The organism is Dorea sp. D27 (assembly GCF_001185345.1).
Lineage (GTDB): Bacteria > Bacillota > Clostridia > Lachnospirales > Lachnospiraceae > Extibacter.
In genome coordinates this window covers 414,309-436,161 of record NZ_KQ236745.1, presented here as the reverse complement: position 1 = coordinate 436,161, position 21,853 = coordinate 414,309, and the positions used below count along the sequence as shown (strand labels likewise).

21 protein-coding genes are annotated in these 21,853 nt (G+C 50.0%); 2 read left to right on the top strand and 19 right to left on the bottom strand.

Going from position 1 to position 21,853, the window contains the following annotated elements:
• The 7 genes from HMPREF0980_RS13230 to HMPREF0980_RS13200 form a co-directional block, all read right to left on the bottom strand.
• Positions 1–642 (bottom strand): beta/alpha barrel domain-containing protein, encoded by a 642-nt coding sequence (locus tag HMPREF0980_RS13230; protein WP_049729566.1) that lies wholly within the window; start codon positions 640–642, stop codon positions 1–3.
• A 2-nt stretch (positions 643–644) separates the two neighbouring features.
• Positions 645–1,397: a hypothetical protein gene (locus tag HMPREF0980_RS13225; protein ID WP_049729565.1), complete on the bottom strand. Its 753-nt coding sequence runs from the start codon at positions 1,395–1,397 to the stop codon at positions 645–647.
• 21 nt (positions 1,398–1,418) lie between these two features.
• Positions 1,419–2,381, bottom strand: coding sequence for an ABC transporter permease (locus tag HMPREF0980_RS13220; RefSeq protein ID WP_049729564.1), 963 nt, complete (start codon positions 2,379–2,381; stop codon positions 1,419–1,421).
• Between the two features lie 22 nt (positions 2,382–2,403).
• Entirely contained in the window at positions 2,404–3,915 is a 1,512-nt protein-coding gene (locus tag HMPREF0980_RS13215) for a sugar ABC transporter ATP-binding protein (protein WP_049729563.1), read from the bottom strand.
• Positions 3,916–3,987: 72 nt separating this feature from the next.
• Positions 3,988–5,052 (bottom strand): substrate-binding domain-containing protein, encoded by a 1,065-nt coding sequence (locus HMPREF0980_RS13210; protein ID WP_049729562.1) that lies wholly within the window; start codon positions 5,050–5,052, stop codon positions 3,988–3,990.
• A gap of 150 nt (positions 5,053–5,202) precedes the next feature.
• The gene (locus HMPREF0980_RS13205) at positions 5,203–5,610 is read right to left on the bottom strand and encodes a VOC family protein (RefSeq protein ID WP_049729561.1); all 408 of its coding nucleotides are present in this window, start codon (positions 5,608–5,610) and stop codon (positions 5,203–5,205) included.
• Positions 5,611–5,724: 114 nt separating this feature from the next.
• A complete protein-coding gene (locus HMPREF0980_RS13200; protein WP_049729560.1) occupies positions 5,725–6,471 on the bottom strand; it encodes a GntR family transcriptional regulator in 747 nt (248 codons plus the stop codon).
• Positions 6,472–6,688: 217 nt separating this feature from the next.
• Between HMPREF0980_RS13200 and HMPREF0980_RS13195 the strand changes: the two genes are divergently transcribed.
• Complete coding sequence (locus tag HMPREF0980_RS13195) at positions 6,689–7,447, top strand: GntR family transcriptional regulator (protein ID WP_049729559.1); 759 nt, start codon at positions 6,689–6,691, stop codon at positions 7,445–7,447.
• A 3-nt stretch (positions 7,448–7,450) separates the two neighbouring features.
• Here HMPREF0980_RS13195 and HMPREF0980_RS13190 read toward each other — a convergent pair whose 3' ends face one another.
• From HMPREF0980_RS13190 to HMPREF0980_RS13160, 7 genes are all read right to left on the bottom strand, one after another.
• Entirely contained in the window at positions 7,451–9,112 is a 1,662-nt protein-coding gene (locus HMPREF0980_RS13190; protein ID WP_049729558.1) for a GGDEF domain-containing protein, read from the bottom strand.
• 195 nt (positions 9,113–9,307) lie between these two features.
• A complete protein-coding gene (locus HMPREF0980_RS13185; RefSeq protein ID WP_049729557.1) occupies positions 9,308–12,310 on the bottom strand; it encodes an InlB B-repeat-containing protein in 3,003 nt (1,000 codons plus the stop codon).
• A 114-nt stretch (positions 12,311–12,424) separates the two neighbouring features.
• Positions 12,425–13,048, bottom strand: coding sequence for a prepilin peptidase (locus HMPREF0980_RS13180; RefSeq protein WP_049729556.1), 624 nt, complete (start codon positions 13,046–13,048; stop codon positions 12,425–12,427).
• Between the two features lie 21 nt (positions 13,049–13,069).
• Positions 13,070–14,038 carry a tRNA dihydrouridine synthase gene (locus HMPREF0980_RS13175; protein WP_049729555.1) on the bottom strand — a complete coding sequence of 323 codons (969 nt, stop codon included), beginning with the start codon at positions 14,036–14,038 and terminating at the stop codon, positions 13,070–13,072.
• A gap of 84 nt (positions 14,039–14,122) precedes the next feature.
• Positions 14,123–14,953 (bottom strand): MBL fold metallo-hydrolase, encoded by an 831-nt coding sequence (locus HMPREF0980_RS13170; RefSeq protein ID WP_049729554.1) that lies wholly within the window; start codon positions 14,951–14,953, stop codon positions 14,123–14,125.
• A gap of 3 nt (positions 14,954–14,956) precedes the next feature.
• Complete coding sequence (locus HMPREF0980_RS13165; RefSeq protein WP_049729553.1) at positions 14,957–15,247, bottom strand: DUF1330 domain-containing protein; 291 nt, start codon at positions 15,245–15,247, stop codon at positions 14,957–14,959.
• A gap of 67 nt (positions 15,248–15,314) precedes the next feature.
• Positions 15,315–15,893 (bottom strand): TetR/AcrR family transcriptional regulator, encoded by a 579-nt coding sequence (locus tag HMPREF0980_RS13160; RefSeq protein WP_049729552.1) that lies wholly within the window; start codon positions 15,891–15,893, stop codon positions 15,315–15,317.
• 179 nt (positions 15,894–16,072) lie between these two features.
• Here HMPREF0980_RS13160 and HMPREF0980_RS13155 point away from each other — a divergent pair, with 179 nt between their 5' ends.
• Positions 16,073–16,489: a DUF2000 domain-containing protein gene (locus HMPREF0980_RS13155; RefSeq protein WP_049729551.1), complete on the top strand. Its 417-nt coding sequence runs from the start codon at positions 16,073–16,075 to the stop codon at positions 16,487–16,489.
• A 33-nt stretch (positions 16,490–16,522) separates the two neighbouring features.
• On the opposite strand, the gene HMPREF0980_RS13150 is transcribed toward HMPREF0980_RS13155, so the two are convergent.
• From HMPREF0980_RS13150 to lpdA, 5 genes are all read right to left on the bottom strand, one after another.
• On the bottom strand, positions 16,523–17,143 hold the full coding sequence (locus HMPREF0980_RS13150; RefSeq protein ID WP_049729550.1) for a formate/nitrite transporter family protein: 621 nt from the start codon (positions 17,141–17,143) through the stop codon (positions 16,523–16,525).
• A 24-nt stretch (positions 17,144–17,167) separates the two neighbouring features.
• Positions 17,168–18,025, bottom strand: coding sequence for a bifunctional 5,10-methylenetetrahydrofolate dehydrogenase/5,10-methenyltetrahydrofolate cyclohydrolase (locus HMPREF0980_RS13145; RefSeq protein WP_049729549.1), 858 nt, complete (start codon positions 18,023–18,025; stop codon positions 17,168–17,170).
• Between the two features lie 16 nt (positions 18,026–18,041).
• The gene (locus tag HMPREF0980_RS13140) at positions 18,042–18,668 is read right to left on the bottom strand and encodes a cyclodeaminase/cyclohydrolase family protein (RefSeq protein ID WP_049729548.1); all 627 of its coding nucleotides are present in this window, start codon (positions 18,666–18,668) and stop codon (positions 18,042–18,044) included.
• A gap of 16 nt (positions 18,669–18,684) precedes the next feature.
• Positions 18,685–20,364, bottom strand: coding sequence for a formate--tetrahydrofolate ligase (locus tag HMPREF0980_RS13135; RefSeq protein WP_049729547.1), 1,680 nt, complete (start codon positions 20,362–20,364; stop codon positions 18,685–18,687).
• 69 nt (positions 20,365–20,433) lie between these two features.
• Complete coding sequence (gene lpdA / locus HMPREF0980_RS13130; protein ID WP_049729546.1) at positions 20,434–21,843, bottom strand: dihydrolipoyl dehydrogenase; 1,410 nt, start codon at positions 21,841–21,843, stop codon at positions 20,434–20,436.
• Between the last annotated feature and the right edge of the window lie 10 nt (positions 21,844–21,853).

Below are 21,853 nucleotides of genomic sequence, written 5' to 3'. Positions count from 1 at the left end.
TTATACTTTTACGATCTCACACGATTCATTCAGAATTATTATATCAGCCCCGGCATTTTCTGCTTCTTCTACCTCATCCAGCGTATGAAACTGCCCGAAGGCAGCCACCTTCAGCACATCATGTGCATACCTCTTCAGCCTGGACACCTCAGCAGCCGTGGCTCTCTTGACGTCATAGGGCAGGAAAGCCGTGGACGTCACGATTCCCCTTACCTTCTCTTCGCAGGCAATGCGGCACATCTTCTCCAGATCTTCTTCCGTCATTTCTGCGGCCTCGGTGATAAAATACACCGGTTTCCTGACGGATCCTGCACAGAGCCGCATTTCTTCCCTTAAGTTCTCTTCATGCCCGCTCATAAAATATCCGGCCGCCGCAGTGACAAAGTACATATCTGCTATGCCGCTGCTATCTTCACAGTCAAGAATCTCCTGAGCCTTCAGGTCCGGAGAAGCTGTTCCGGCAGGGTATGATATGCTCACGCACGTCTTTACCCCCCTTCCTCTGAACTTCTCTCCGGTCTTCATGCTGGAGGGGCCGATGAGAACGGCATCTGCCTGATTGGCAATTGCCTTGTAATACAAGTTCTCACAGTTTTCATCTGATACATAGTAATTCGGTATATTTGTCAAAATGGTTGTCATGCTCAGATTCCTCCATATTCTTTTAATTTCTTTACGATAAAGTCATCCGTTATCTCTAGCGCAGCCGCAGTATGTATATTGTTGCAGCCCATCTCCCTGTAACGCAGCACATCAGAGAGTGTCCGTATGTTTCCGGACGGATGTATGTCAAACCGGTTTGGGAAGTTGCGTCTGATCAGAGCCACCTCTTCAAACGATACCCCCAGCGTGGCGCCTGGATTCACTTTCACAGACACGGTTCCGGCCGCATCGAGCGCCCGGCATGTCTCTATGATCTGCGTATCGCTCATAAGGGTAGCCGGTATGACAAGCGCCACCCTGTAAAAATCATCTTGGAACTCTTCTACAATCTGCCTTGCTTCGTTCTCTATATCTTTGTATCTCCCTGAAAAAACTGCCTGCCAGTCCAGGCACACGCACACGTCATCCACGCCTATTGCCCTCAGCCTGTCAAGCGCATGCATCTTCGATGCAGGAAGAAGCCGTCCCATCGGATAGGACACCGCACAGTGGAGCCTCACCTTGCAGCAGTAGTCTGAAAACAGCTCCCTCACCATAGGCACGAACTGCATCTCCGTGTCAAATGCCAGCGGTGCCATCTTTGTCTCCTTCAGCTTCCCGACGACTTTCCTCACATCGTCTTCTGTCCTCGTGATGCCCTGCAGCCCAAAATGACACAGGGAGAGAAACTCCTTCGCCTCTTCAAATACTTTGGCGGCTGTCTCCTTATCTTGTACTGTACTAAAATCAAACATATCTGCCTTTCCTCCTCTTGCCTACCGGGATTTTTTATTTTTCAGCTGGTCGATGATAACCGCAATCGTAATGAGCACGCCCGTACTGATTTCCATAATGAAAGAATTGATGCCGAACTGGATTCCTGCATTGTCAATCAAGGTCATAAGAATCGTACCAAGCGCCGTCCCCCACACAGAACCTTTCGCCCCGGACAGAGATGCGCCTCCGATGACTGACGCGGCTATGGCGTTCATCTCATACCCCGTTCCAGCCGTAGGTACCGCACTGTTGATCCTGGAGGCCAGCATGATGCCCGCGATGCCGCACAGCAAGCCGGCGATGCCATACGTCATATATGTAACACGTCTGATAGAGATGCCGCACAGCCTCGCCACTTCCTGTCCGCTTCCGAGCACATAGAGGTTCCTTCCGAATGTGGTTGAATGAAGCATAAGAAAGCCAAGCAGCACTACAATGACCCATATGACTGCCAGCTTTGGTATGAATGCAGCCGATTCGCTGGCAAACGCTCCAAACTTCTTGTCAAGTCCCGCAATCGTACTGGCATTGCTGATTACCTTTATAAGCCCCCGCAGGATAGTCATGCTCCCCAATGTGGCGATAAACGGCGGCACCTTGAACTCATTGATGATGACCGCATTGTAGAGTCCACAGACAACGGATACGGCCAGTGCAAGTAGAATGGATACCGGCACGGACATTCCCCATTTCGCCTGCCCCATGGCAACCATCAGCGTACTCATTCCGCAGATTGCCCCGCAGCTCAAGTCGATGCCGCCCGTAATGATGATGAACGTAGCCGATATCGATATGACCCCTATGATAGAACATTGTTTCAAAATATTAGTCAGGTTATAATTGGTCAGAAAATTATCTGTCCCGAATGCCGCCACAAGAAAAATGACGACAATTATAACAACAAGAGAAAACTCCGTACGCTTCAGCAGTGAGCCTGCCTTTCCTGTATTTAATCTATTCATATTATCCCTCCGAACTCCATGTTCATATCATTGCCGACGCCAGACGCAGCACATCTTCTTCCCCGGTAGCATCGATTTCCTCTCTATCTAATACACCCGATATCCTGCCTTCCGACATGACGATCATCCGGTCCGAAAGTCCCATGACTTCCGGGAGATAAGAGGAGATAAGGATGATGCCTTTCCCCTGTGCGGCAAGCATTTCCATGAGCTTATATATCTCCTGCTTTGCCCCCACATCGACGCCTACCGTCGGCTCGTCAAATATGAGTATGTCCGGGTTCCTGCAGAGCAGCTTGGCTATGACGACCTTCTGCTGGTTTCCTCCGGACAGGTTCTCTGTCTGCTGATTAATATCTGGTGTTTTTACTCCTATTTTAGTCTTGTATTCTTCTGCCCGTTCTGCCTCTTTTCTCAGATTGATTACGCCCGCCCTGCTGATCAGATCGTAAGAATACATGTTCGTATTGACTTTCACGCTCAGAGGCAGCGCCAGCCCGTCCAGCCTCCGGTCCTCCGTCAAAAACCCGATACCGTTTCGTATGGCATCCTGAGGGGTCTTGATAACCGTTTCTTCTCCCCGTATATAGATACGTCCTGAGTCTGCCATATCCACGCCGAAGATGGCCCGCATTATCTCACTTCTCCCGGCTCCCACCAGTCCGGCGAAGCCAAGTATCTCTCCTTCGCACAGCCGAAAATCGATATGTTCGAACCTGCCTTTTAAGGTCAGGTCTTCTACCCTAAGCAGCTCAAGCCCGGCCTCCCTGTGCCTGATGTTATAAAGATTGCCCACCTCACGCCCGACCATGAGAGAAACAAGCATATCCTTGTCCACTTCACTGATATCCTTCGTATCTACATACTGGCCGTCCTTTAAGATAGTTACCGTATCACAGATTTCCATCAGCTCTTCCAGCCGGTGGGAGATATAGATGATGCTGACGCCGCTTTCTTTCAGTTCCCTGATATATCTGTACAGAATCTCAACCTTGTCATTTTCCAGAAGCGCCGTAGGCTCGTCAAAGATTACAAGCCTTATCTCGTCATTGACCGATATCTTGCTGATTGTGACCATTTCCTGCATTGCCACCGAAAGTTCGCTGATTTTCTTCCTTGGATCTACGTCCATCTCGAATTTATCTATGATCTTACGGCTCTCTTCATACATCAGCTCCCAGTCTACCGTCTTACACTTCGTTACCGGCAGCCGTCCGAGAAAATAGTTCTCCGCGATGCTAAGCTCTCTTGCAATATTCACATGCTGGTAATTGGCGTGCATTCCACATTCTTTACTCTCCGCCACGCTCTGGGGCGTCTTCCATATACCATCACAGCTGATGCTCACGGACCCCTCTTCCGGCTTTTCCACACCCATGATACATTTGATCAGGGTTGATTTGCCGGCTCCGTTCTCACCGAGCAGAGCCCTGACTTCACCTTTCCTGACCGTCAGGCTTATATTCTGGAGCGCCTTGACACCCGGATATGATTTGCTGATATTGTCTACGTTTAAAATAATATCTTCTCCCATATGCGCCACCATTCTTTCTTATACAATCAGGCCGCCACTCTGGAGACGGCAGCCTGATATGTCAGGTTCTATTTATTTTTTGAGGATTGTAGGGTCAAGCAGAGCCTTGCTCTCCTCTGTATCCATATTCTCTTTCGTAACCGCCTGTGAAGGACAGTTGATATGCTTCTCGCTCTCGGGATTCTCCCCTGTCTTAAGGTATTCTACTGCGTTTTCAACAGCCTTATAGCCCTGATCATAAGGTGTCTGTACGATAATCGCATAGAGGTTGCCGGCTGAGAGCGCCTCGATTTCCAGGCTGTCGGAGTCCACGCCGATACCGAGTATCTTCTTGCCGCTTCCAGCGTTCTTCAGGCCGAGGGCGATGCCGTCGCCTGATACGTTATTGCCGCCATATAATCCTATCAGTTCGTCGCCGTATGTAGATATCTGAGTCTCTACGTTAGACTGTGCATTATTTACGTCATTTTCGTTATAGAGCGTGTCAAGGCACTCGATATCAGGCGCATGCTCTGCCATATAAGCCTTAAAGCCATCCATTCTTTCTTCCAGCGTCTCTACGACAACCGACATACGCATCCCTATCTTGCCTTTTGGCTCTATATTGTTGGCTTCCAGTCCATCCAGCATCGACTGGGCCGCCGTCTCACCGATGGTCGTATTGTCGCAGTAATAGTGCACGCCATAGTAGTCGCCATAGTCATTGGAATCTCCGCCTTCGAGTCCCATGCTGACAAAGTTGACATAGATGCCGGCATCCTTGGCTTCCTGCGTCTTCGGAACCGTTCCGTCCGGAGCCAGTGTAGCTGTGATGATTGCATCGGGTGAAGATGCGATAACGCTTTCATATGCCTTGATGTAAGCATCCGTCTCGGATTCGGAAGCAGGTCCGCTCACCGAGTAATTAATCTTGATTCCTTCTTTCTCTTCAATATCGGCAATCGCGTTTCTCATTCCTATCTCTGCATACTGCCAATACTCTGACTCTGTAGATGGTGACAGATAGACGATGTCATACTCATCTTTTCCATCTCCGCCTTCTTTTTTGGAATCTGAAGATTCCTTGTTTCCACAGGCTGCCAGTCCGAAGACCATAAGACCTGCCAGGACTGCCGACAACATTTTTTTCACTTTCATATCTTTTCCTCCTTCTGATATCCGTTTCATTAAAATGATGACGTTACTATATAGTATTGTTATGACATATTATATTTCTATTTATCTCATTTGTCAATTATGAACTATATGTTTTTGCTTTTTTTTTACTATTTGTGCATTTTGACTACACTACAGTCTCTCGTTCAGCTCAATGTTCTCTCCGTCCGGTCCCCTGAAGAATACCCATCTTGATCCCCCCGGCGGAAATACATGTAGCGCTTCTGTATAGCTTCCTTCCTCGAATCTAATCCCTTTCTGCTCCAGCTGCTCCATCACCTTGTCCAGATCATGCACTGCAATCGAGACGTGGTCAAACCACCCGTCTTCTCTCTTGACTGCATACGGAAACTGCACAAGTTCAAGCATACAGGAACCATTTTGAACAAACTTTACAAGCACATCCCCTTCCGGAATCTTGTTTACCGCCTCATGAATCAGTTTAAAATCCAGCTTCTCTTCGTAAAATTCCAGCGTTCTTCTGATGTCATTGACATACAGGCCTACGTGTGCAAGGCCTTCCACCTGTATCTCTCCCATATGATACCTCCATTTGATTTCATCCATATAGCAATTCATCATTATATAGTAATGATATAACATAATCAGTTATTTGTAAAGGAAATTCAAAAGAATTTCCTTTGGCCATTTCGTCTATATATTCACTTCACAACGGAACACATTTCTGTCACCCCTGAATTTGGCAATAGAATACTCGATTGGTTTCCCGTCTGCCGTGTAGGTCACGGATGTCGTCAGCTGAATCGGATCCCCTTCCTTGATACCGAGCAGTTCTGCCTCGCTTTCCTCGGCGGAGATAGCTTCCAGCTCCCTGACTGCTTTTACCGGTGTCGTCTCGGCATTCTTATCGAGGAATTCATACAGCCCCGTCTTGTTCATGTCCATATCGAGCATACCTCTGCAGCTGATGGGCAGATAAGCATCGGCCAGGACATTCGGCTCATCATTCACAAACCGGAGCCTGCGCAGATGAATCACATCATCGCCTTCCATCAGCTGAAGCATCTTGCTCACAAGGTCATTAGCCTTTATGACTGACAGCTCCAGCACCTTCGTCGTCGTCTTGACGTTCTGAGACCTCAGCAGATTGTGTGAAGCCCGGATAACATTTGTAAAATCTTGTATTACTCTCTTTTCTGCAACGAAAGTTCCCTTACTCTTGATGCGGTAAAGCTGCCCTTCCATCACCAGTTCCATAATCGCCTGTCTGGTTGTTGTCCTGCTGATTCCAAATATATCACTTAGCTCCAGTTCTGTAGGAATCATATCGCCCGGTTTCAGTTTGCCCTCCCTTATCATATCCAGTATAATCTTCTTTAACTGGTAGTACATCGGCACCGGTGTGTTTTTATCGATACTCTCTTTTGAAAACTGATTCATATTTGATATCCTTTCTCTAACTCAACCTTACCCTTTTATATTATTCTATTTTTCTGCAAAAGGCAACGTGTATTTGCATTGTATTTTGCCTTAGCGGTCCCTTTCCACCAATGCAGTTTTATTTTCTTGACCTCTTTTATTTTTAATGATATTATAATGATATGACATAATTACATAAAAGCAAATGACGAATAAAATATGAGATAGGAGTTATCGTATGTTGACAAATGCATCGAAAATTGACAAATCAACACCCGTACCACTTTATTTTCAGCTAAAACAGCTGATTATGGAAGAAATCAAAAACGGCAGCTATAAAGTAGGCGGCCTGATACCGACAGAAAAAGAATTGAGCGACACCTTTCAAATCAGCCGCACCACCGTACGCCAGGCTATCACAGAGCTGGTGCAGGAAGGATGGCTGTACCGTATCAAAAGCAAAGGGACTTTCGTCTCACAGCCTAAGATAAGCCAGGATTTTATCAAAAGACTGGAAAGCTTCAACGACCAGATATTAAGGACCGGCATGTCGCCCAGCACCGAAGTGCTGAAGCTCGAAGTACGGAAGGCGACGGCAAAAGTAGCCGCGAGCCTTGAAATGAAGGAAAGGGAAGCCATCATATATCTTCACCGAAAACGGCTTGCAAACGGAGAGCCGATAGTCACAATCGAGACCTGCCTGCCTTATGAGGACTGCAGCTTTATCCTGTCACACGATCTGGAAAAGGAACTGCTATACAATATACTGAATGAGAGGAAAGAGACGAGCGTCTTCCGCGTTAACAGAATCGTAGAAGCTGTGGAAGCCGATTCCCGTGATGAACAATTTCTGGATATAGAAAAGGGAAAGCCAATCCAGCACTTCACTTCTACCGGCTATAATGCCTACGGCAAGCCGATAGAGTATTCCCTGGCCAGATACCGGGGCGACCGCAGCAGCTTTGAGATTACGGTCTTTCCCGACAATTCCCAGTAATGCCTACCGACCATTGTGAAAGCGCTTCTTCTCTTCATACATCCTGGCATCCGCCTTCTCTATAAGTTCACGTATGGCTGCCGTACCTGTCTCCCTGTCTGGTGCGGCATAGCCCATAGAGACAGACAGCTTGATGTCCAGGCTGTCATTATGCTTCTTAATACAGCTCCCGAGCAGCCTTCGGCATTCATCCTCTCCGATATATGCCCCTTTTAATATGATGACAAATTCATCACCTCCGATGCGGTAGTACATCCCCCGGTTTCCAAAAGCTTCTCTGAGACACCTGGCGGCAAGTTTCAGCAGCTCATCACCCGTCCTGTGCCCAAACCGGTCGTTGACCTCCTTCAGATTGTTGATATCAAGGGCTATGACACCTGTAATTTCCGCAGAGCGGCCGGCTTCAAAGGAGGTTATATGCTCTTCGTACAGCGTACGGTTTCCAAGGCCCGTCATCATATCTTTGTAGGCCAGCCCCTGCAGCACTTCCGACCGGGCAGATTCTTCGGAAACCTCTTGGAATTTATGTATGGCAAGCATGATGAGAATGGAAAGGAAGATAAAAAATCCGATAATAAAAAACTTTTCATTTTGATTTCCGCCTGTCTCGTAAAAGCTCAGCAGAGACAGGGAGGAAAACCCTGCAAATATCCCGACGCCTCCCAGCGTCCACCTTGCATACAGGGAATGTCTGTTTACCGCGCCACGCATGATATAGTAAGCAATAGCTATGATACTTACGATGATTAGTATATGGGTCAGATATACCATATGTTTAAAATCTGATATCTTGACTGCATACGCCACGTTCTGTACCAAGAAATTTGCAATATATCCTGTCACCAGAATACCGAACACTTTCCTGCTGTACTCACACACAAGCTGGACGAACAGCAGCAGCGGTACTGGCATAAGCATAAACAGCTCGAAGGACAGCACCATCAGCATCTGGCTGTCGTCAAATATGAGCTGTGGCAGTCCTGAATCGGTAAATACCCAGGCAGACGACAGAAGGGCAAACAGTCCGAGAAAGAAGAATATCATCGGGGAATCTTCCGCTTTCTTAACATGCTGCCAAAGCGACATCGCTAAAATGCATATACCTGAAATAGCCGACATCACACAGAATAAAAGGGCCCACAGGTTATCGGCCAGTATGCCGTCCGTCATCTCTCCCGCCGTAGTAAGATAGCCCTGCTGCAATACGGCATTTCCTGCTTTTTCTGTATTTATCAGATGTATCTCCAGCTCCTGCCCGCCGCTGCCTGCGGGCAGCCTGATGTCGCAGTTGATGCGCGCCTCCATATAATATGGAGACGCATTATACATTCCATATTCATATAAAGGCTTGCCATTAAGCGACACTTCTATCTTCTGATATCCGTTTGGCAGTACAAGAACTGTGCCATCTATTATATCTTCTGGAAGCTGAAGATAAAAATAGCCTTCCTTCCCTTCTGAACGGTAAGGGTATGATCTGATTTCTTTTCTCACACCGCCTTCCAGGCAGCTTGCACCTGTGTCTATATAACGTTTTTCAGCATTTTCAAGCCGCATGCTGTCATCTTTACCAGACCAGCCGGCAATTGCCATAACAACAAGAAAGGATACTGCTACAGCGATACAGATAACAAGAACAGGCAGCTTCTTCTGATTCAGATTCATACAAAGTCCCCTTACGTTATTTCTTAAGTTATTATTATAGCATATATCGTTCATCTGATGATAAAAATACTTTATTATTACCTATTTAGTAACATTAGAACTGTTACAAAAGGATATCCGAAAGCGGGGACAGGGATGTCATATCAAGTAACATCCCTGTCCCCGCTTCCGGATTCCCTTTATATTTTAATTGTCTTATTTCGAATGGGCAGATACGGTGTGCATTGCAAAATATTTAAGCTGCTCTTTCTTCCTGCTTCTGATATAGAACAGTTCCAGTACAAAGGCTGCCAGGATTATGAAGAAATGAAGGATGCACTGGCTCTGTACCGATGTCTTACCACCATCCGCAAGAGGCACTTCTTCATCCTCGCTCTGTACCGTCTTCTGATAATCTGCTATCGAGTCTGCCACCCTTCCGGCCAGCGTTGTAACTGGTTCAAATATAGTCTGCACGACATTGGCAGGAGTTACGGCCCCGTCAACGGCATCTGGTGCGGGCGGAGAAGCCGACGCCGGTGCCGACGATGTCCCTGCCGCGGCTGCGTCTGTATCTGCCTTATACTGTACGCTTATAATGTTCTCTTCCGGCTTGTCACTCACGAGAAGCTCATACGTGCCGTCCGACAGCCGATACCTCTGTCCGTCATACTCTGCCGTCTCCGGCGCCTGCGCGGCAACCGTGGTTCCGTATTCAGCCTGCGCCGACATGCTCCGGGATTCGTCCAGGACATCCCCATAATAATACTGTACCGTATAATCGTAGCTGTTTACTTCAAAAGTCCCTTCTATCACGATATTCTCAGCCGGCATGTCAAAGCTGTAAGGATGGTTCCACCCGCTGAAGCGAAAGCCCCTCTTGACAGGCTCCGGATCCGGTGTAACCGTACTGCTGTATTCATGCATAACAGGCATCCCATATATCTCGCCGTCAACCATATATGTGACGGAATAGCTGTTGATATCATAGCTTCCCTCGACAACGATATCCGCTGCAGGCATCGTCTCGGGAAGGGCATCTATATTCCACCCGCCAAACGAATATCCTGTCTTCTCAGGAGCTTCTTTGAGTTCTCCTGTCTGTTCTCCGAACAGATAAGTATCTGGTTCTGCGATACGCTGCCCGTCCGGCTGCTGATAGATTACCTGGTAGTTTTTCCGGTCATAGTACAGCCTTAAAACAAGCTCCTCCTCTGCGCTGACAGTGCCTGCCGCTTTGCTGCCTTGCGCATCCGGATTGTAGTCAAACCCTTCAAAATCAATCGGCACCGCCGTCACCTCATCACCCGTTTTACCACTCCTATCTTCGGCAGCATTGGCATCCAGGACATATGATCCGTCCAATCCTTCTTTATAATGCTCTACCCGGTAAGGGGTGTCGCCTCTGGCCACGAAACTGCCGTAGATAGTTACATCTTCATCCGGCATGTCAAAATCCTGATCCACGTTCCACCCGTCAAAGTCATAGCCCGCTTTTGCAGGAACTTCACGAAGAGTGACTTTATCCCCGTATTTATGCGTCTCTTTTACGGCGTCGGCCTTACCATCTATCACATAAGACACTTCATGGACATTTCTGTCATAGTACAGCTTCAGTACCAGGCTTTCCAGACCAGTCACCGTTCCTTTAGCCACAGTTCCTTCTGCGTCCGGGTTGTAAGCATATCCTGTATACTGTGCCTGCTCAGCCTCGACTTCCGTGCCCGGATCGTATACGTCCCCTTCCACATCATCTTCAAGCCGATAGCTGCCGTCCAGCTGTTCCAGATAATGTTCGGTATGGACTTTGAACAATGCCGGCTCCACCTGGATATGGATATCCGAATCTGGTTCAAAATAAGTAAAGTTAAATCCATTGCATACGTATGCACCTGTCTGGCCGTTTCCGCTCGTTCTTAATTCTGATATAACGCTTCCTTTTGCGAATGCCACCGGATTCCCCTTGTCATCGGTACCCTTTGCCTCACTTGACAACGTCATCTTCACCGGCATTACCTGGCTGTTTCCGGCCTTCAGCCATACGCCGAATGAGGTGAAACGGCTGCTGCACCATTGCGAGTATCTTGTATAGTCCAGCCCGGAAGCACCGTTCCCTGTCAGCGTATACCCATCCCTGTATCCGTCCGCCACATGGTACGTCACCTGATATGTGGCTTCTTCCGCCGGCGCCACTTCTATCTGTATCTTAGAATCAGCTTTAAAATACGTGTGGCTGTACGGCATGACGACTTTGGCATTCCTTCCGTCCAGTTTGGATATTACGGTGCCTCTCGTATACCTGACCGGATTTCCGTTCGTATCTGTACCTGTCACGTCATTGGCAAGTGTCATCGTCACCGGCATCACTGCCGTGCCTGACTTTGTTTTGAGCCAGACTCCGAAAGACGTCAGTCTTTTTTCACAGGCAATCGAATCTGTCGTATATGTCTTTCCGTCGCCGCCCTTCGTAAGTTGATATGCGTTCTGGAACTGTCCGGCCACCTTATACGTTATCGTATAATTGCCCTCAGGGACTGCCGACCTGCCGCTTCCGACAGCGTCTGGCGTACCAGACGCCCCCGCGCTGGCGTCAAAGGATATCTCGACCATTTTATCTTCTGTTATTTCCCGCATCTCATATGTAGAGGTGCCATCTTCCGTTCCCATGGCATCGAGCACGGTGCCGTTAACCGTCACCTGCCTGATCTCATACCCGTCGTCCGGCCTGATTGCCAACGTTACAGAGGACGCTTCCTCTATCTGCTTCTCGTAATCCTCTGACAAATCTATTTCCACCGTTTCACCGACGGTTTTCATCACCACGCTGCCTGGGGCAGTATCTGCCCCCTTAAAGGTCACTTTGTGCTGTACCACATCGGTCGTATCCTCTTCACTTGAAGACGGAACTGCCGCCTCCGGCTGTACCGGCTCGGATACTTGCTGCTGTTCCTGCGCCGCCTGTCCTTGTCCTGCCTGTTCCTGTCCTGCAGTGCCTTCTTCCTGTCCGGTTAGATCCGGCCCGGAATCCGCCACTTCCACGTCCACTCCGTCTGCGCTGAACTTCTGCTGTCCGGTCTCGACCGTACTTTCTGGCTGCGCTTCCGGCTGTTCCCCCTCTAGCTCATTCGCCTTGAGCTCGCTGCCCAAGGAGTAGATCACATTGGCGCCCAGAAGAGCAACTGCCAGAACAAGAGCCAGCCATTTCTTTAATCGTTTCATAATTCTATTCCGCTCCTAACATCGTATATCGTAAGCTAGATAATTACACTCTATAATATAAAGACAGTTTTGAAAATGGAAAAGGCTCACAAAAGCAGCAAAGTTTACACCTTTTTATAATAGATACCACCCTATCATCCGTTCGCCCCATATCATTCCCGCCAGCATACCTGTACATAGAAAAGGGCCAAACGCAATGGCATCTCCTTTCTTCATCCGGCCGGAAATCATACCGAACAAAATGCAGCCGCCGGCCGACAGGATGGCTGCTGCCACCGACACGACCGTAATCCTGCACCCAAGAAACAGACCACAGGCGGCCGTCAGCTTCACGTCCCCGCCGCCGAAGGAACCTGGCACGACAGTGGCAATAAGCAGAAGCGGCACGCTGACGCAGAGGGCGCCGGCTGCTCTTTCCCACACGGCCAGGCCGGGAAGCGTCCATACGGATAGGAATGCCAGTACAATGACAGCGGCCAAGTATATGTCCGGAATCTCTCTGCGATGCAAGTCCGTTAGCGTCACTGCTGCAAGTATGCATAAAAAGCCAAACATGGTAAGGCGCGCGCCTGTGCCCTCGTACCGGTGCAGGCAGTACAGTACAGCCGCCGCACCTGAGGCACGGCAGAACCACGCGCGCGCAATACTGTTCCCAAGCCTGTCTCCCCTGGTGCAGCATAGCTGTATTGTACGAAATGCAGCGGCCCCTGCGGCCGCTGCTGTAATAGTACAAATCAAATGTATCCGGGTCTCCTTTCCTTAATCGCCCATGTCTTCTGGCTCCCTGTCCGGTTCCCTTGCCCGGCACTCCCCGAACAAGGCATCTATTGCATCATCATAGGCAGCAAGCCTCTCTGACTTACGTATCCTCTTGGCATATTTCTTGCTGTCCGGGAACAGGTGAATCATATAGCACCACAATTCTTTCATCTTGAAAAGGATGACTTTGTCCCCCGAAAGCACTTCTCTGTAACCGCTGTACACCCTGTCGTGGAACGCACGTATCCGCTCCTGATCCAGAACCTCTCCTTTTTCTGCCGATTGTATCAGCATCGGATTGACAAGCAGACCTCTTCCGAGCATCACCTTATCTACCCCTGGAAAGCGTGCCCGGAACATTTTCAGGTCCTTTGCCGTAAATATATCCCCATTATAGCACACCGGGCATCCGCTCATCGACAGCGCTTCTTTAAACACTTCCAGGTTGGGGCTGTTCTTATAGAAGTCCTGCTGCGTCCTTGGATGGATGATAAGCTCTTTCAAAGGATACTTGTTATAAATCTCCATAAGCCTGTGGAATTCTTCCGGACTGTCTCTTCCAATCCTCGTTTTGACCGATATGTCCGCCTCCACTTTGTCAAATATTTCATACAGGAACCGATCCAGTTCCGTTGGCTTTGCCAGAAAACCAGATCCCCTGTATTTGGATACTACCGTCCTGGACGGGCAGCCAAGGTTCAGATTTATCTCACCGTAGCCGAAGTCTTTCAGCTTTTTTGCCGTCAAGATAAAATCGTCGGCATTGTTCGTGAGAAGCTGCGGTACGACTCGCATCCCCCCGTTATGTTCCGGAAGAATGTCGTTTTTTTCCCTGGAGCTGAGCTTCCCGTGCTGGTTTGGCGCGATAAATGCAGTGATATATTTGTCAATGCCAGGAAAGGACGCCTGGAATGCATTGCGGTGTATGTAACCGGTAATCCCCTCCATTGGGGCAAAATAATACTTCATGAATCATCCTCCCATCCCCGCCCTCTGTATCATACATCTTGCTATAATGCGGAGATACAGATTATTATACCTGCCCGGCGCCCGTTATTCAATACAGGCTTTTATTGTAGCCGCAAATAATGGGTTCGTCGCCAGGTGGCTCCAGCCCATATGTGCCTTAACTGCCTCCATTTTTTCTGCTTCTGTCCTGTCCGGATACAACACCTCCACCCGCAGCACACACTGCTTCAGCTTATCCAGGAGTGCTCCGCTCCTCCGGAGCGCTTCTGTTATCCCGCTGCCTTCATATATCTGGTCCCATGCGGGACAGCAGTACCGTATATGTTCCAGCGTCTGTAATGTCTGAATGGAACGCATACTTCCACTTATATCTGTAAGAATCGGCAGATCATCCCGCGCAGGTATGGCATCTCCCGTAAAGACCACGCCTGCTTCTTCAAATACGTAGGATACCGAGCCGGCAGAATGCCCTGACGTCTCAAGCACCCGTATCGTCACGCCTTCCCCGGGCCTGATGATGCTCCCTTCCCTGACCGGTACGTCTACCATAACGGAAGCCCCGGCCAGGGTATAGAAGTTAGGTATGGGACGCTTCTCAAACTGTACGCCGATATCCTCTATCCACTCCCGTTCCGCCTCCGGCGCATATACGTTACAGCCCGTAATCTGCCTGAGTGCAGAAGCCCCGCCGATATGATCGGGATGGGCATGTGTCAGGAACAACGCATCGATTTCGTCCGGACTTCGTCCTATCTGTCTCATGTACTCTGCGATACTATCTTCACATCCCGCAACCCCGGCATCTATGAGGCAGCACCTCCTTCCTGTAATGAGGTACATATAGACATATCTCTCAATCTGATCTGTCACATGAAAATTAATCCTGATCTGATGTACATTGCTGCATACTTCCATCTTCTACCCCTCCACGATAACTGCCCTGCTGTCCACCGAGTTCTCTCTTTTTGACGCAATCTTTCTATATGCTTCCGACTGAAGGCATCTTTCAAGATTCCTTCTGCTCTCCCACTCGATGACGATGACGCGTGCAGGACTCCATCTCCCATCCAATGGCGTGACTTTGTCGGAACGCACGATATACCTCCCTCCGTACGCTTCAACGAGCGGTCTGACTTCTCGTATGTATTCGTCATATTCCCCTCGTCCCAGATTCTTGTCTGTATAGATCGTAACGATAAAATAGACCATTTTCTCCCTCCTTTACGCAAGTGTACACTTGCATCACTGTTATAAAAGAATGGTACCGGAGGTACCATTAGCTTTTCCGTATCCCGTCCGCAAATACACGGACGCTGCTGCAGATATACTTCTCTTTTTCAATCTCGGTCAGATTCGTTCCGAAGGATGCCTGTAAGAATACAAATCCGAAGTTCATGGACAGGAACATCATTGCCAGGCTCTCATAGTCACTCTCTTTTATCTTCCCTTCGCCGGCCATCTTTTCCAAATACTCCGTCAGCACCTTCTTGAATACCGCCGGCACTTTTAATATGGATTCCGCGGTATGTGGATATAGTTCCGGCGTCCGCAGCCCCACCGACACTTTTACCATACGGGGCGTCACCTTCCGCATATATGTCCTGGAAAAGGATATGAGGTCGCTTAAGACATCCCCGCCATATGAAAAATCTTCCTCCGACAGACATGGATTCCACTCCGGCAATTCCATTGCCGACAGCACAATCTCTTTCTTCCCCTTAAATTTACGGAATATCGTGCATTCGTTCACTCCGGCCTTTTTCGCTATATCTTTTGTCGTCGTCGAAGAATACCCCCGCTCCATGATAAGCGACATGGCCGACGATATGATCTTCTCCTGTGTTTCGTCCTGCATGTACATCACCTCCTCCGCTTAAGCAAGTATATACTTGCATATTATCATTTCTGATACGATGTGTCAACCGGTTGGTTCACGGTGATGTTATGCGGGGACAGGTGTCATATCTTACAAGAATCTTTTCTCGGTTTGTATTAAAATAGCCCAAGAACAGGAATCAGGAAAGGAAAAGAATAATGGAAATACAGAATCAAAAATGTGTCATGGTAATAGACGAAGCGCTTCCGTCCGGCATTGCCGCCAACACGGCCGGCATCATGGGCATCACCCTTGGCAGACATATTCCCGAGGCCGTAGGGCCTGACGTGCGGGATAAAAACGGCAGGACCCATCTCGGCATCATCGCGGTACCGGTACCCATCCTCAAAGCGTCCGCTGATAAAATCAAAGAGATAAGGGAGCAGCTCTATGCCCCCGAGTTCTCAGACTTGACTGTCGTCGACTTCTCAGACGTAGCACAGAGCTGCAACGTATATGATGAATTCATAGAAAAAGCGGCAGGTGCGGATGGATTTACCTATTATGGCATCGGAATCTGCGGAAGGAAAAAAGCAGTAAACAAGCTGACCGGTAATCTTCCTTTGCTGAGATAGCTTTGCCTACGGGCTTATATCGTCCTGACCGTGTTATGCATTCTCTGCCTCCACCTTCGTTATTGCCGGTATGAGCATGCCCCCAAGGCTGTTGCCCAGTGTCATAATCAGCAGATATCCGGCCGCTTTCGGCGACCATGCGCCGGCCAGCGTGAAATAGAACATATTTGCGACACAATGTTCAAAGCCGCACAGGATAAACACGCTGACACAGAGAAATAAAATCAGCGGGTTCCCCTTCTGTTTGAAACCGTCTACGGCGATAAACATAAGAAGGCCGCAGAAGATGGAGAGCAGCAGGATGCTGAAAGGTGTATCGTCAAGCTTCGTCCTGCAGATTCCTGCCGCTGCTTTTCGTATCCCTCCTATCCGTGTCATGAGCACGGCCTGTGCGGCAAGCGCGGCCCCTGCCAGATTGCCGGCCCAGGTGACAGAAAGCAGAAGGCCGTATGTCTTCTTATCCGTCTGGTTTATCAGATATCCCACTTTTCCGGTGTAGAGATAGAGACCGTTCAGCACGACCGCATACAGTCCTACCGTAAAGAGCACGGACCCCAGTACCTTATGATCCACAGAGAGATAGACGGCTCCCCCGACGCCGATAGACAGTCCGGCGGCGACCGCCAGAAAGAACATCTTCGTATATCGTCTCATAGTTCCCCCCTTCCGGAAAATCTTCTAGTTGACCCCACTGAAATATGCCGCTCCTCTTACAACGTGCTTCGCCAGCACCGAAGATGTCACGCTGCCGACCCCTCTCGGCACCGGGCTGATATAGGACACCTTGTCGCGTACAGCATCATAATCCACATCACCGCATAGGTTTCCTTCTTCATCTACATTGATTCCCACATCAACCACGACGGCGCCGGCCCCGACCATATCACCGCCGACCATCTTCGCCCTGCCGGCAGCCGCCACTAATACCTCCGCCTCCCTGCATGTCCTTTCAAGCTCTTCCGTCCTTGTATGGCACACTGTAATCGTGGCATGTCTCTTCAGCAGAAGCATGGATAATGGTCTGCCGACGACCATGCTCCTGCCGATGACTGTCACTCTCTTTCCTTTCAGGCTTATCTTATAGTAATCAAGCATCTCCATCACTGCCTCCGGTGTACACGGAGCATAGCCTGTCTCATCATCGGTAAACACCTTGGCGATATTTACAGGGCTCATGCAGTCCACGTCCTTCATCGGATGTATCATCCCCCTGGCCGGCTCTTCATCCAAGTGTGCAGGCAGAGGCCGGAAGAGAAGGATTCCGTGGATGTCCGGATTGTCATTTACTCTGCGGAATTCTTTCTCAAACTCTTTCTGCGTGATGTCTTCCGGCAGTTCCGTCACCTGGCAGCCGATTCCAATGCCCTCCAGCCTCTTTCTCGCCCCCCGTTCATACGCCAGATCGTCCGGTCTCGCCCCCACACGTACGATGCCAAGACATGGAAGTACCCCTTGTTCTTTTAATATCTCTGTTTCTTTTATGAGGCTCTCCTTCATAGCCGCCGCTACGTCCGCCCCTTTCATCTGCATGCCCATTGCCTTCCCTCCTGCCCTAACGGATATGCTCCAATACGTTTCCGTATATCTTTTCTTTCAGAAGCCTTTCTTCCCGGATAAGCGCGTCTGCCGTTTCATTCAGCTCCTCTGCCCGTTTTCTGTCCTTCATCAGCTTCGTATTGATGAATACATTCAGGGAAGCCCCTTCCAGCGCCGCTTGGGCGAACAGTATGCCTACGCCTACGTCGCTTAAAGCTATCCTGCTGCCTTTCTCACCGAGCACGCCGAGCAGACGTATTACTTCTGTCACCGTCTCCATGATTTCAAGCGGCACGATGCTTGCATCGTAAAGCGCCTGTTCCAGCACTTGTGCCTTTTTCTCTTTTTGTTCTTCCGTCTCTTTCGGCATTCCGTATGCTCTTGACAGAGGTTCGAAAGCCTGTGCATCCTTGTCTGTAAGTTTCACGAGACGGTTCCGCAGCATTTCCAGTCTGTCTCTGACCTCTGTTACTTCTGCCTCCACATCTGCATACCTTTTCTTGCCGGCCGTCAGGCTTGCCACCATCATGCCAAGGGCGGCACCCAGAGCCCCCGCTGCAGCGGAAGCCCCTCCACCACCCGGCACCGGGGCGGAGGAGGAAAGCGCCTCAAGAAATTCCGTCGTCTTCATCTCCAGCATCATCGTTCTTATCTCCTCCTTAGAACAGCCCGGATATCACGCCGTTCTCATCCACATCAATCTTCTCTGCAGACGGCACCTTCGGAAGTCCCGGCATCTTCATGATATCGCCTGTCAGCGCCACGAGGAAGCCGGCTCCTGCAGATGCGGCTATGTCCCGTATCGTAATGCGGAAGCCTTCCGGCCTGCCAAGCTTTTTCGGGTCATCGGTCAGAGAGTACTGGTTCTTTGCCATGCATACGGGAAGACTGCCAAGTCCGATGCTTTCCAGGTTCCTGATTTCTCTTATTGCCTTAGGCGTGTAGTCTACGCCGTCCGCTCCATATACTTTACCGGCTATGGCCTCAATCTTATCCGGTATAGATGCTTCCGTATCATATACGAACCGCATCGTGCTCTCTCCTTCGCAGAGGCGAATCACTTCCTCCGCCAGCTCCCGTCCGCCGGCGCCGCCGCCAGCCCACACATCGGACAATGCCACATGTACGCCTAGCTCACGGCATTTTTCCCGTACAAGATCCAGTTCCCGCTGCGTGTCTGTCGGAAACTTATTGATTGCCACTACAGCCGGCATGCCGTATACTTTTGTAATGTTCTCGATATGCTTCAATAGATTTGGAATCCCCTTCGTTAGCGCTTCCAGATTCTCTTCCTGCAAATCCGCTTTCGCCACTCCCCCGTTGTATTTCAACGCCTTGATGGTCGCCACAAGGATTACGGCATTGGGGCGGAGGCCAGACATCCTGCATTTGATGTCCACGAACTTCTCCGCGCCCAGATCTGCACCGAACCCGGCTTCCGTCACCATGTAATCCGCCAGCTTCATGCCCATCTTCGTGGCAATGACGCTGTTACATCCGTGTGCGATGTTGGCGAACGGACCGCCGTGGATAAACGCCGGCGTCCCTTCCAGCGTCTGAACGAGATTCGGCTTCAGGGCATCCTTCAGCAATGCCGCTACGGCCCCCTGTGCATTCAGGTCGCCTGCTGTCACAGGCTTTCCTGTCCTGGAATATGCAACGATGATCCTGGCTACCCTCTCCTTCAGATCCGTTATATCATTCGCAAGACAGAATACCGCCATGATCTCAGAAGCGACCGTAATGTCAAAGCCGTCCTGCCGCGTCACCCCATCTGCTTTTGACCCGAGCCCGTCTACGATGCTTCTAAGCTGACGGTCATTCATATCCACACACCTTCTCCACGTCACTTTGTTCGTGTCGATATCCAGCATGTTGCCCTGATGGATATGGTTATCCAGCATAGCGGCTATCAGGTTGTTGGCCGCCCCGATAGCGTGCAGGTCTCCGGTGAAGTGTAGATTGATATCTTCCATCGGTACGACCTGTGCATAGCCACCTCCCGCCGCGCCCCCTTTGACTCCAAATACCGGTCCGAGAGACGGTTCCCTTAAAGCTACCATCGTCTTTTTGCCAAGGCGGTTCATGGCATCTGCCACGCCGATGGTCGTCGTCGTCTTTCCCTCGCCTGCCGGAGTCGGATTGATAGCTGTTACAAGCACCAGCTTTGCGTCCGGACGGTCCGCCAGCTCCTCCGTGTAATAACGATAATCAATCTTGGCCTTATATCTACCGTAATTCTCTATATACCTGTCCGGAATCCCAATAGAGGCGGCAATATCATTGATTTTTTTCATTTCCGCATCCTGGGCAATTTCAATATCACTTCTATATCCCATCGTTCTCTTCCTTACACCTTATGACAGATGTATTTTCCTTTCCTATATGCTTGCTGAATATGTCCCGTCTCAACGCCTGCGCGGAATGACGTGGATTGCCTCTCCAAATACTTCTTCCAGAGCCTCGCCGATTCCTTCATTGTAGGTCGGATGCGCACGCATTCCTCTCAGGAGCTGCTCCACCGTCAGTCTGTTGGAAACGGCTGTAGTAAATTCGCCTATCATATCTGTGGCTCTCGCGCACATCATATGCGCGCCTAAGACAACCCCTGTATGGGCCTCTGCAACCACTTTGATAAAGCCCCGCTCTTCTTGGGTGATGAGAGACTTTCCATTGGCGCTCATGATGAATTTGCCCGTCTTTGTATCGAACCCTTTTTCTCTGGCCTCTTCCTCCGTCATCCCGACCGATGCAATCTCTGGATTCGTATATACGCAGCCGGGAATCACGCTGAGATCCACAGATGGATTCCTTCCGGCAATGATATCCGCCACATACATTCCCTGTGCTCCGGCCGCATGAGCAAGCTGCGTGCCCTTTATCAGATCGCCGACCGCATAGACGCCGTCCATATCTGTGCAGAACCTGTCATCCACCACGATTCTCCCTCTTTCCAGACGGATTCCCGTACTCTCGTCCAGAAGGGCGTCTGTATCCGGGCAGCGTCCGGCGGCGCACAGCACGTGCCTGGCCGTAATCTTCACTTCCTGCTCCTTTTCTTCAAATGTGCATACAAGATGCTCTCCCTCATTCTCGATACGCTTTACCGACGCCCCTGTATGGATATCCAGTCCCCGTTTTTTCATGATCATCTTCAGATTCTGGGATATCTCCTTATCCATGTTCGGCACCAGGCGCGGCAGCGCTTCTACGACGGTCACCCTGCTCCCAAGAGCCAGATACACGGTCGCAAATTCCATGCTGATGACGCCGCCGCCGATAATGAGCAGGCTTTCCGGCACTTCCGTGAGCTTAAACAGCTCATCGCTCGTCAGCACTCCCTCCAGGCCAATTCCTGGAATAGGCGGCAGCATGGGCTTCGACCCCGCCGCCAGCAGCACATGCCCGGCCGCATACATATGTTCCGTCCCGCCGCGGTCTACGACCCTGACTTCCCGGTTCTTCCCCAGCGTCCCTTTTCCATATATCACCGTCACCTTATTGGCCTTAAGGAGCTGCTCCACCCCATTGCAGAGCTGATCCGCCGTCTCTTCCTTGTAGGCCAGAATCTGGCCGTAGTCATATGTGACGCCAGAAGCAGTCACCCCGAACTGTCCACCCGAAAGCATCTCCTGATACAGGGAGGACGCATGGATCATAGCTTTTGCCGGGATACACCCCCGGTTCAGGCAAGTTCCGCCGACCCGGCCGGCCTCTACAACCGCTGTCTTAATCCCGTTCTTCGCAGCTCTGATAGCGGCTGTATATCCTCCCGGCCCCGCGCCGATTACAATCAAGTCAAATGTATCTTCTACCATATCAAGCCTC

Bases quoted from the DNA above. Each gene is read 5' to 3' on its own strand.
- HMPREF0980_RS13215 (WP_049729563.1), bottom strand. From the start codon at position 3,915: ATGGGAGAAGATATTATTTTAAACGTAGACAATATCAGCAAATCATAT.
- HMPREF0980_RS13175 (WP_049729555.1), bottom strand. From the start codon at position 14,038: ATGAAGTATTATTTTGCCCCAATGGAGGGGATTACCGGTTACATACAC.
- HMPREF0980_RS13140 (WP_049729548.1), bottom strand. From the start codon at position 18,668: ATGATGCTGGAGATGAAGACGACGGAATTTCTTGAGGCGCTTTCCTCC.
- HMPREF0980_RS13165 (WP_049729553.1), bottom strand. From the start codon at position 15,247: ATGGTCTATTTTATCGTTACGATCTATACAGACAAGAATCTGGGACGA.
- HMPREF0980_RS13185 (WP_049729557.1), bottom strand. From the start codon at position 12,310: ATGAAACGATTAAAGAAATGGCTGGCTCTTGTTCTGGCAGTTGCTCTT.
- HMPREF0980_RS13225 (WP_049729565.1), bottom strand. From the start codon at position 1,397: ATGTTTGATTTTAGTACAGTACAAGATAAGGAGACAGCCGCCAAAGTA.
- HMPREF0980_RS13210 (WP_049729562.1), bottom strand. From the start codon at position 5,052: ATGAAAGTGAAAAAAATGTTGTCGGCAGTCCTGGCAGGTCTTATGGTC.
- HMPREF0980_RS13195 (WP_049729559.1), top strand. From the start codon at position 6,689: ATGTTGACAAATGCATCGAAAATTGACAAATCAACACCCGTACCACTT.
- HMPREF0980_RS13200 (WP_049729560.1), bottom strand. From the start codon at position 6,471: ATGAATCAGTTTTCAAAAGAGAGTATCGATAAAAACACACCGGTGCCG.
- lpdA (WP_049729546.1), bottom strand. From the start codon at position 21,843: ATGGTAGAAGATACATTTGACTTGATTGTAATCGGCGCGGGGCCGGGA.
- HMPREF0980_RS13205 (WP_049729561.1), bottom strand. From the start codon at position 5,610: ATGGGAGAGATACAGGTGGAAGGCCTTGCACACGTAGGCCTGTATGTC.
- HMPREF0980_RS13155 (WP_049729551.1), top strand. From the start codon at position 16,073: ATGGAAATACAGAATCAAAAATGTGTCATGGTAATAGACGAAGCGCTT.
- HMPREF0980_RS13190 (WP_049729558.1), bottom strand. From the start codon at position 9,112: ATGAATCTGAATCAGAAGAAGCTGCCTGTTCTTGTTATCTGTATCGCT.
- HMPREF0980_RS13160 (WP_049729552.1), bottom strand. From the start codon at position 15,893: ATGCAGGACGAAACACAGGAGAAGATCATATCGTCGGCCATGTCGCTT.
- HMPREF0980_RS13170 (WP_049729554.1), bottom strand. From the start codon at position 14,953: ATGGAAGTATGCAGCAATGTACATCAGATCAGGATTAATTTTCATGTG.
- HMPREF0980_RS13220 (WP_049729564.1), bottom strand. From the start codon at position 2,381: ATGAATAGATTAAATACAGGAAAGGCAGGCTCACTGCTGAAGCGTACG.
- HMPREF0980_RS13145 (WP_049729549.1), bottom strand. From the start codon at position 18,025: ATGGGCATGCAGATGAAAGGGGCGGACGTAGCGGCGGCTATGAAGGAG.
- HMPREF0980_RS13150 (WP_049729550.1), bottom strand. From the start codon at position 17,143: ATGAGACGATATACGAAGATGTTCTTTCTGGCGGTCGCCGCCGGACTG.
- HMPREF0980_RS13230 (WP_049729566.1), bottom strand. From the start codon at position 642: ATGACAACCATTTTGACAAATATACCGAATTACTATGTATCAGATGAA.
- HMPREF0980_RS13135 (WP_049729547.1), bottom strand. From the start codon at position 20,364: ATGGGATATAGAAGTGATATTGAAATTGCCCAGGATGCGGAAATGAAA.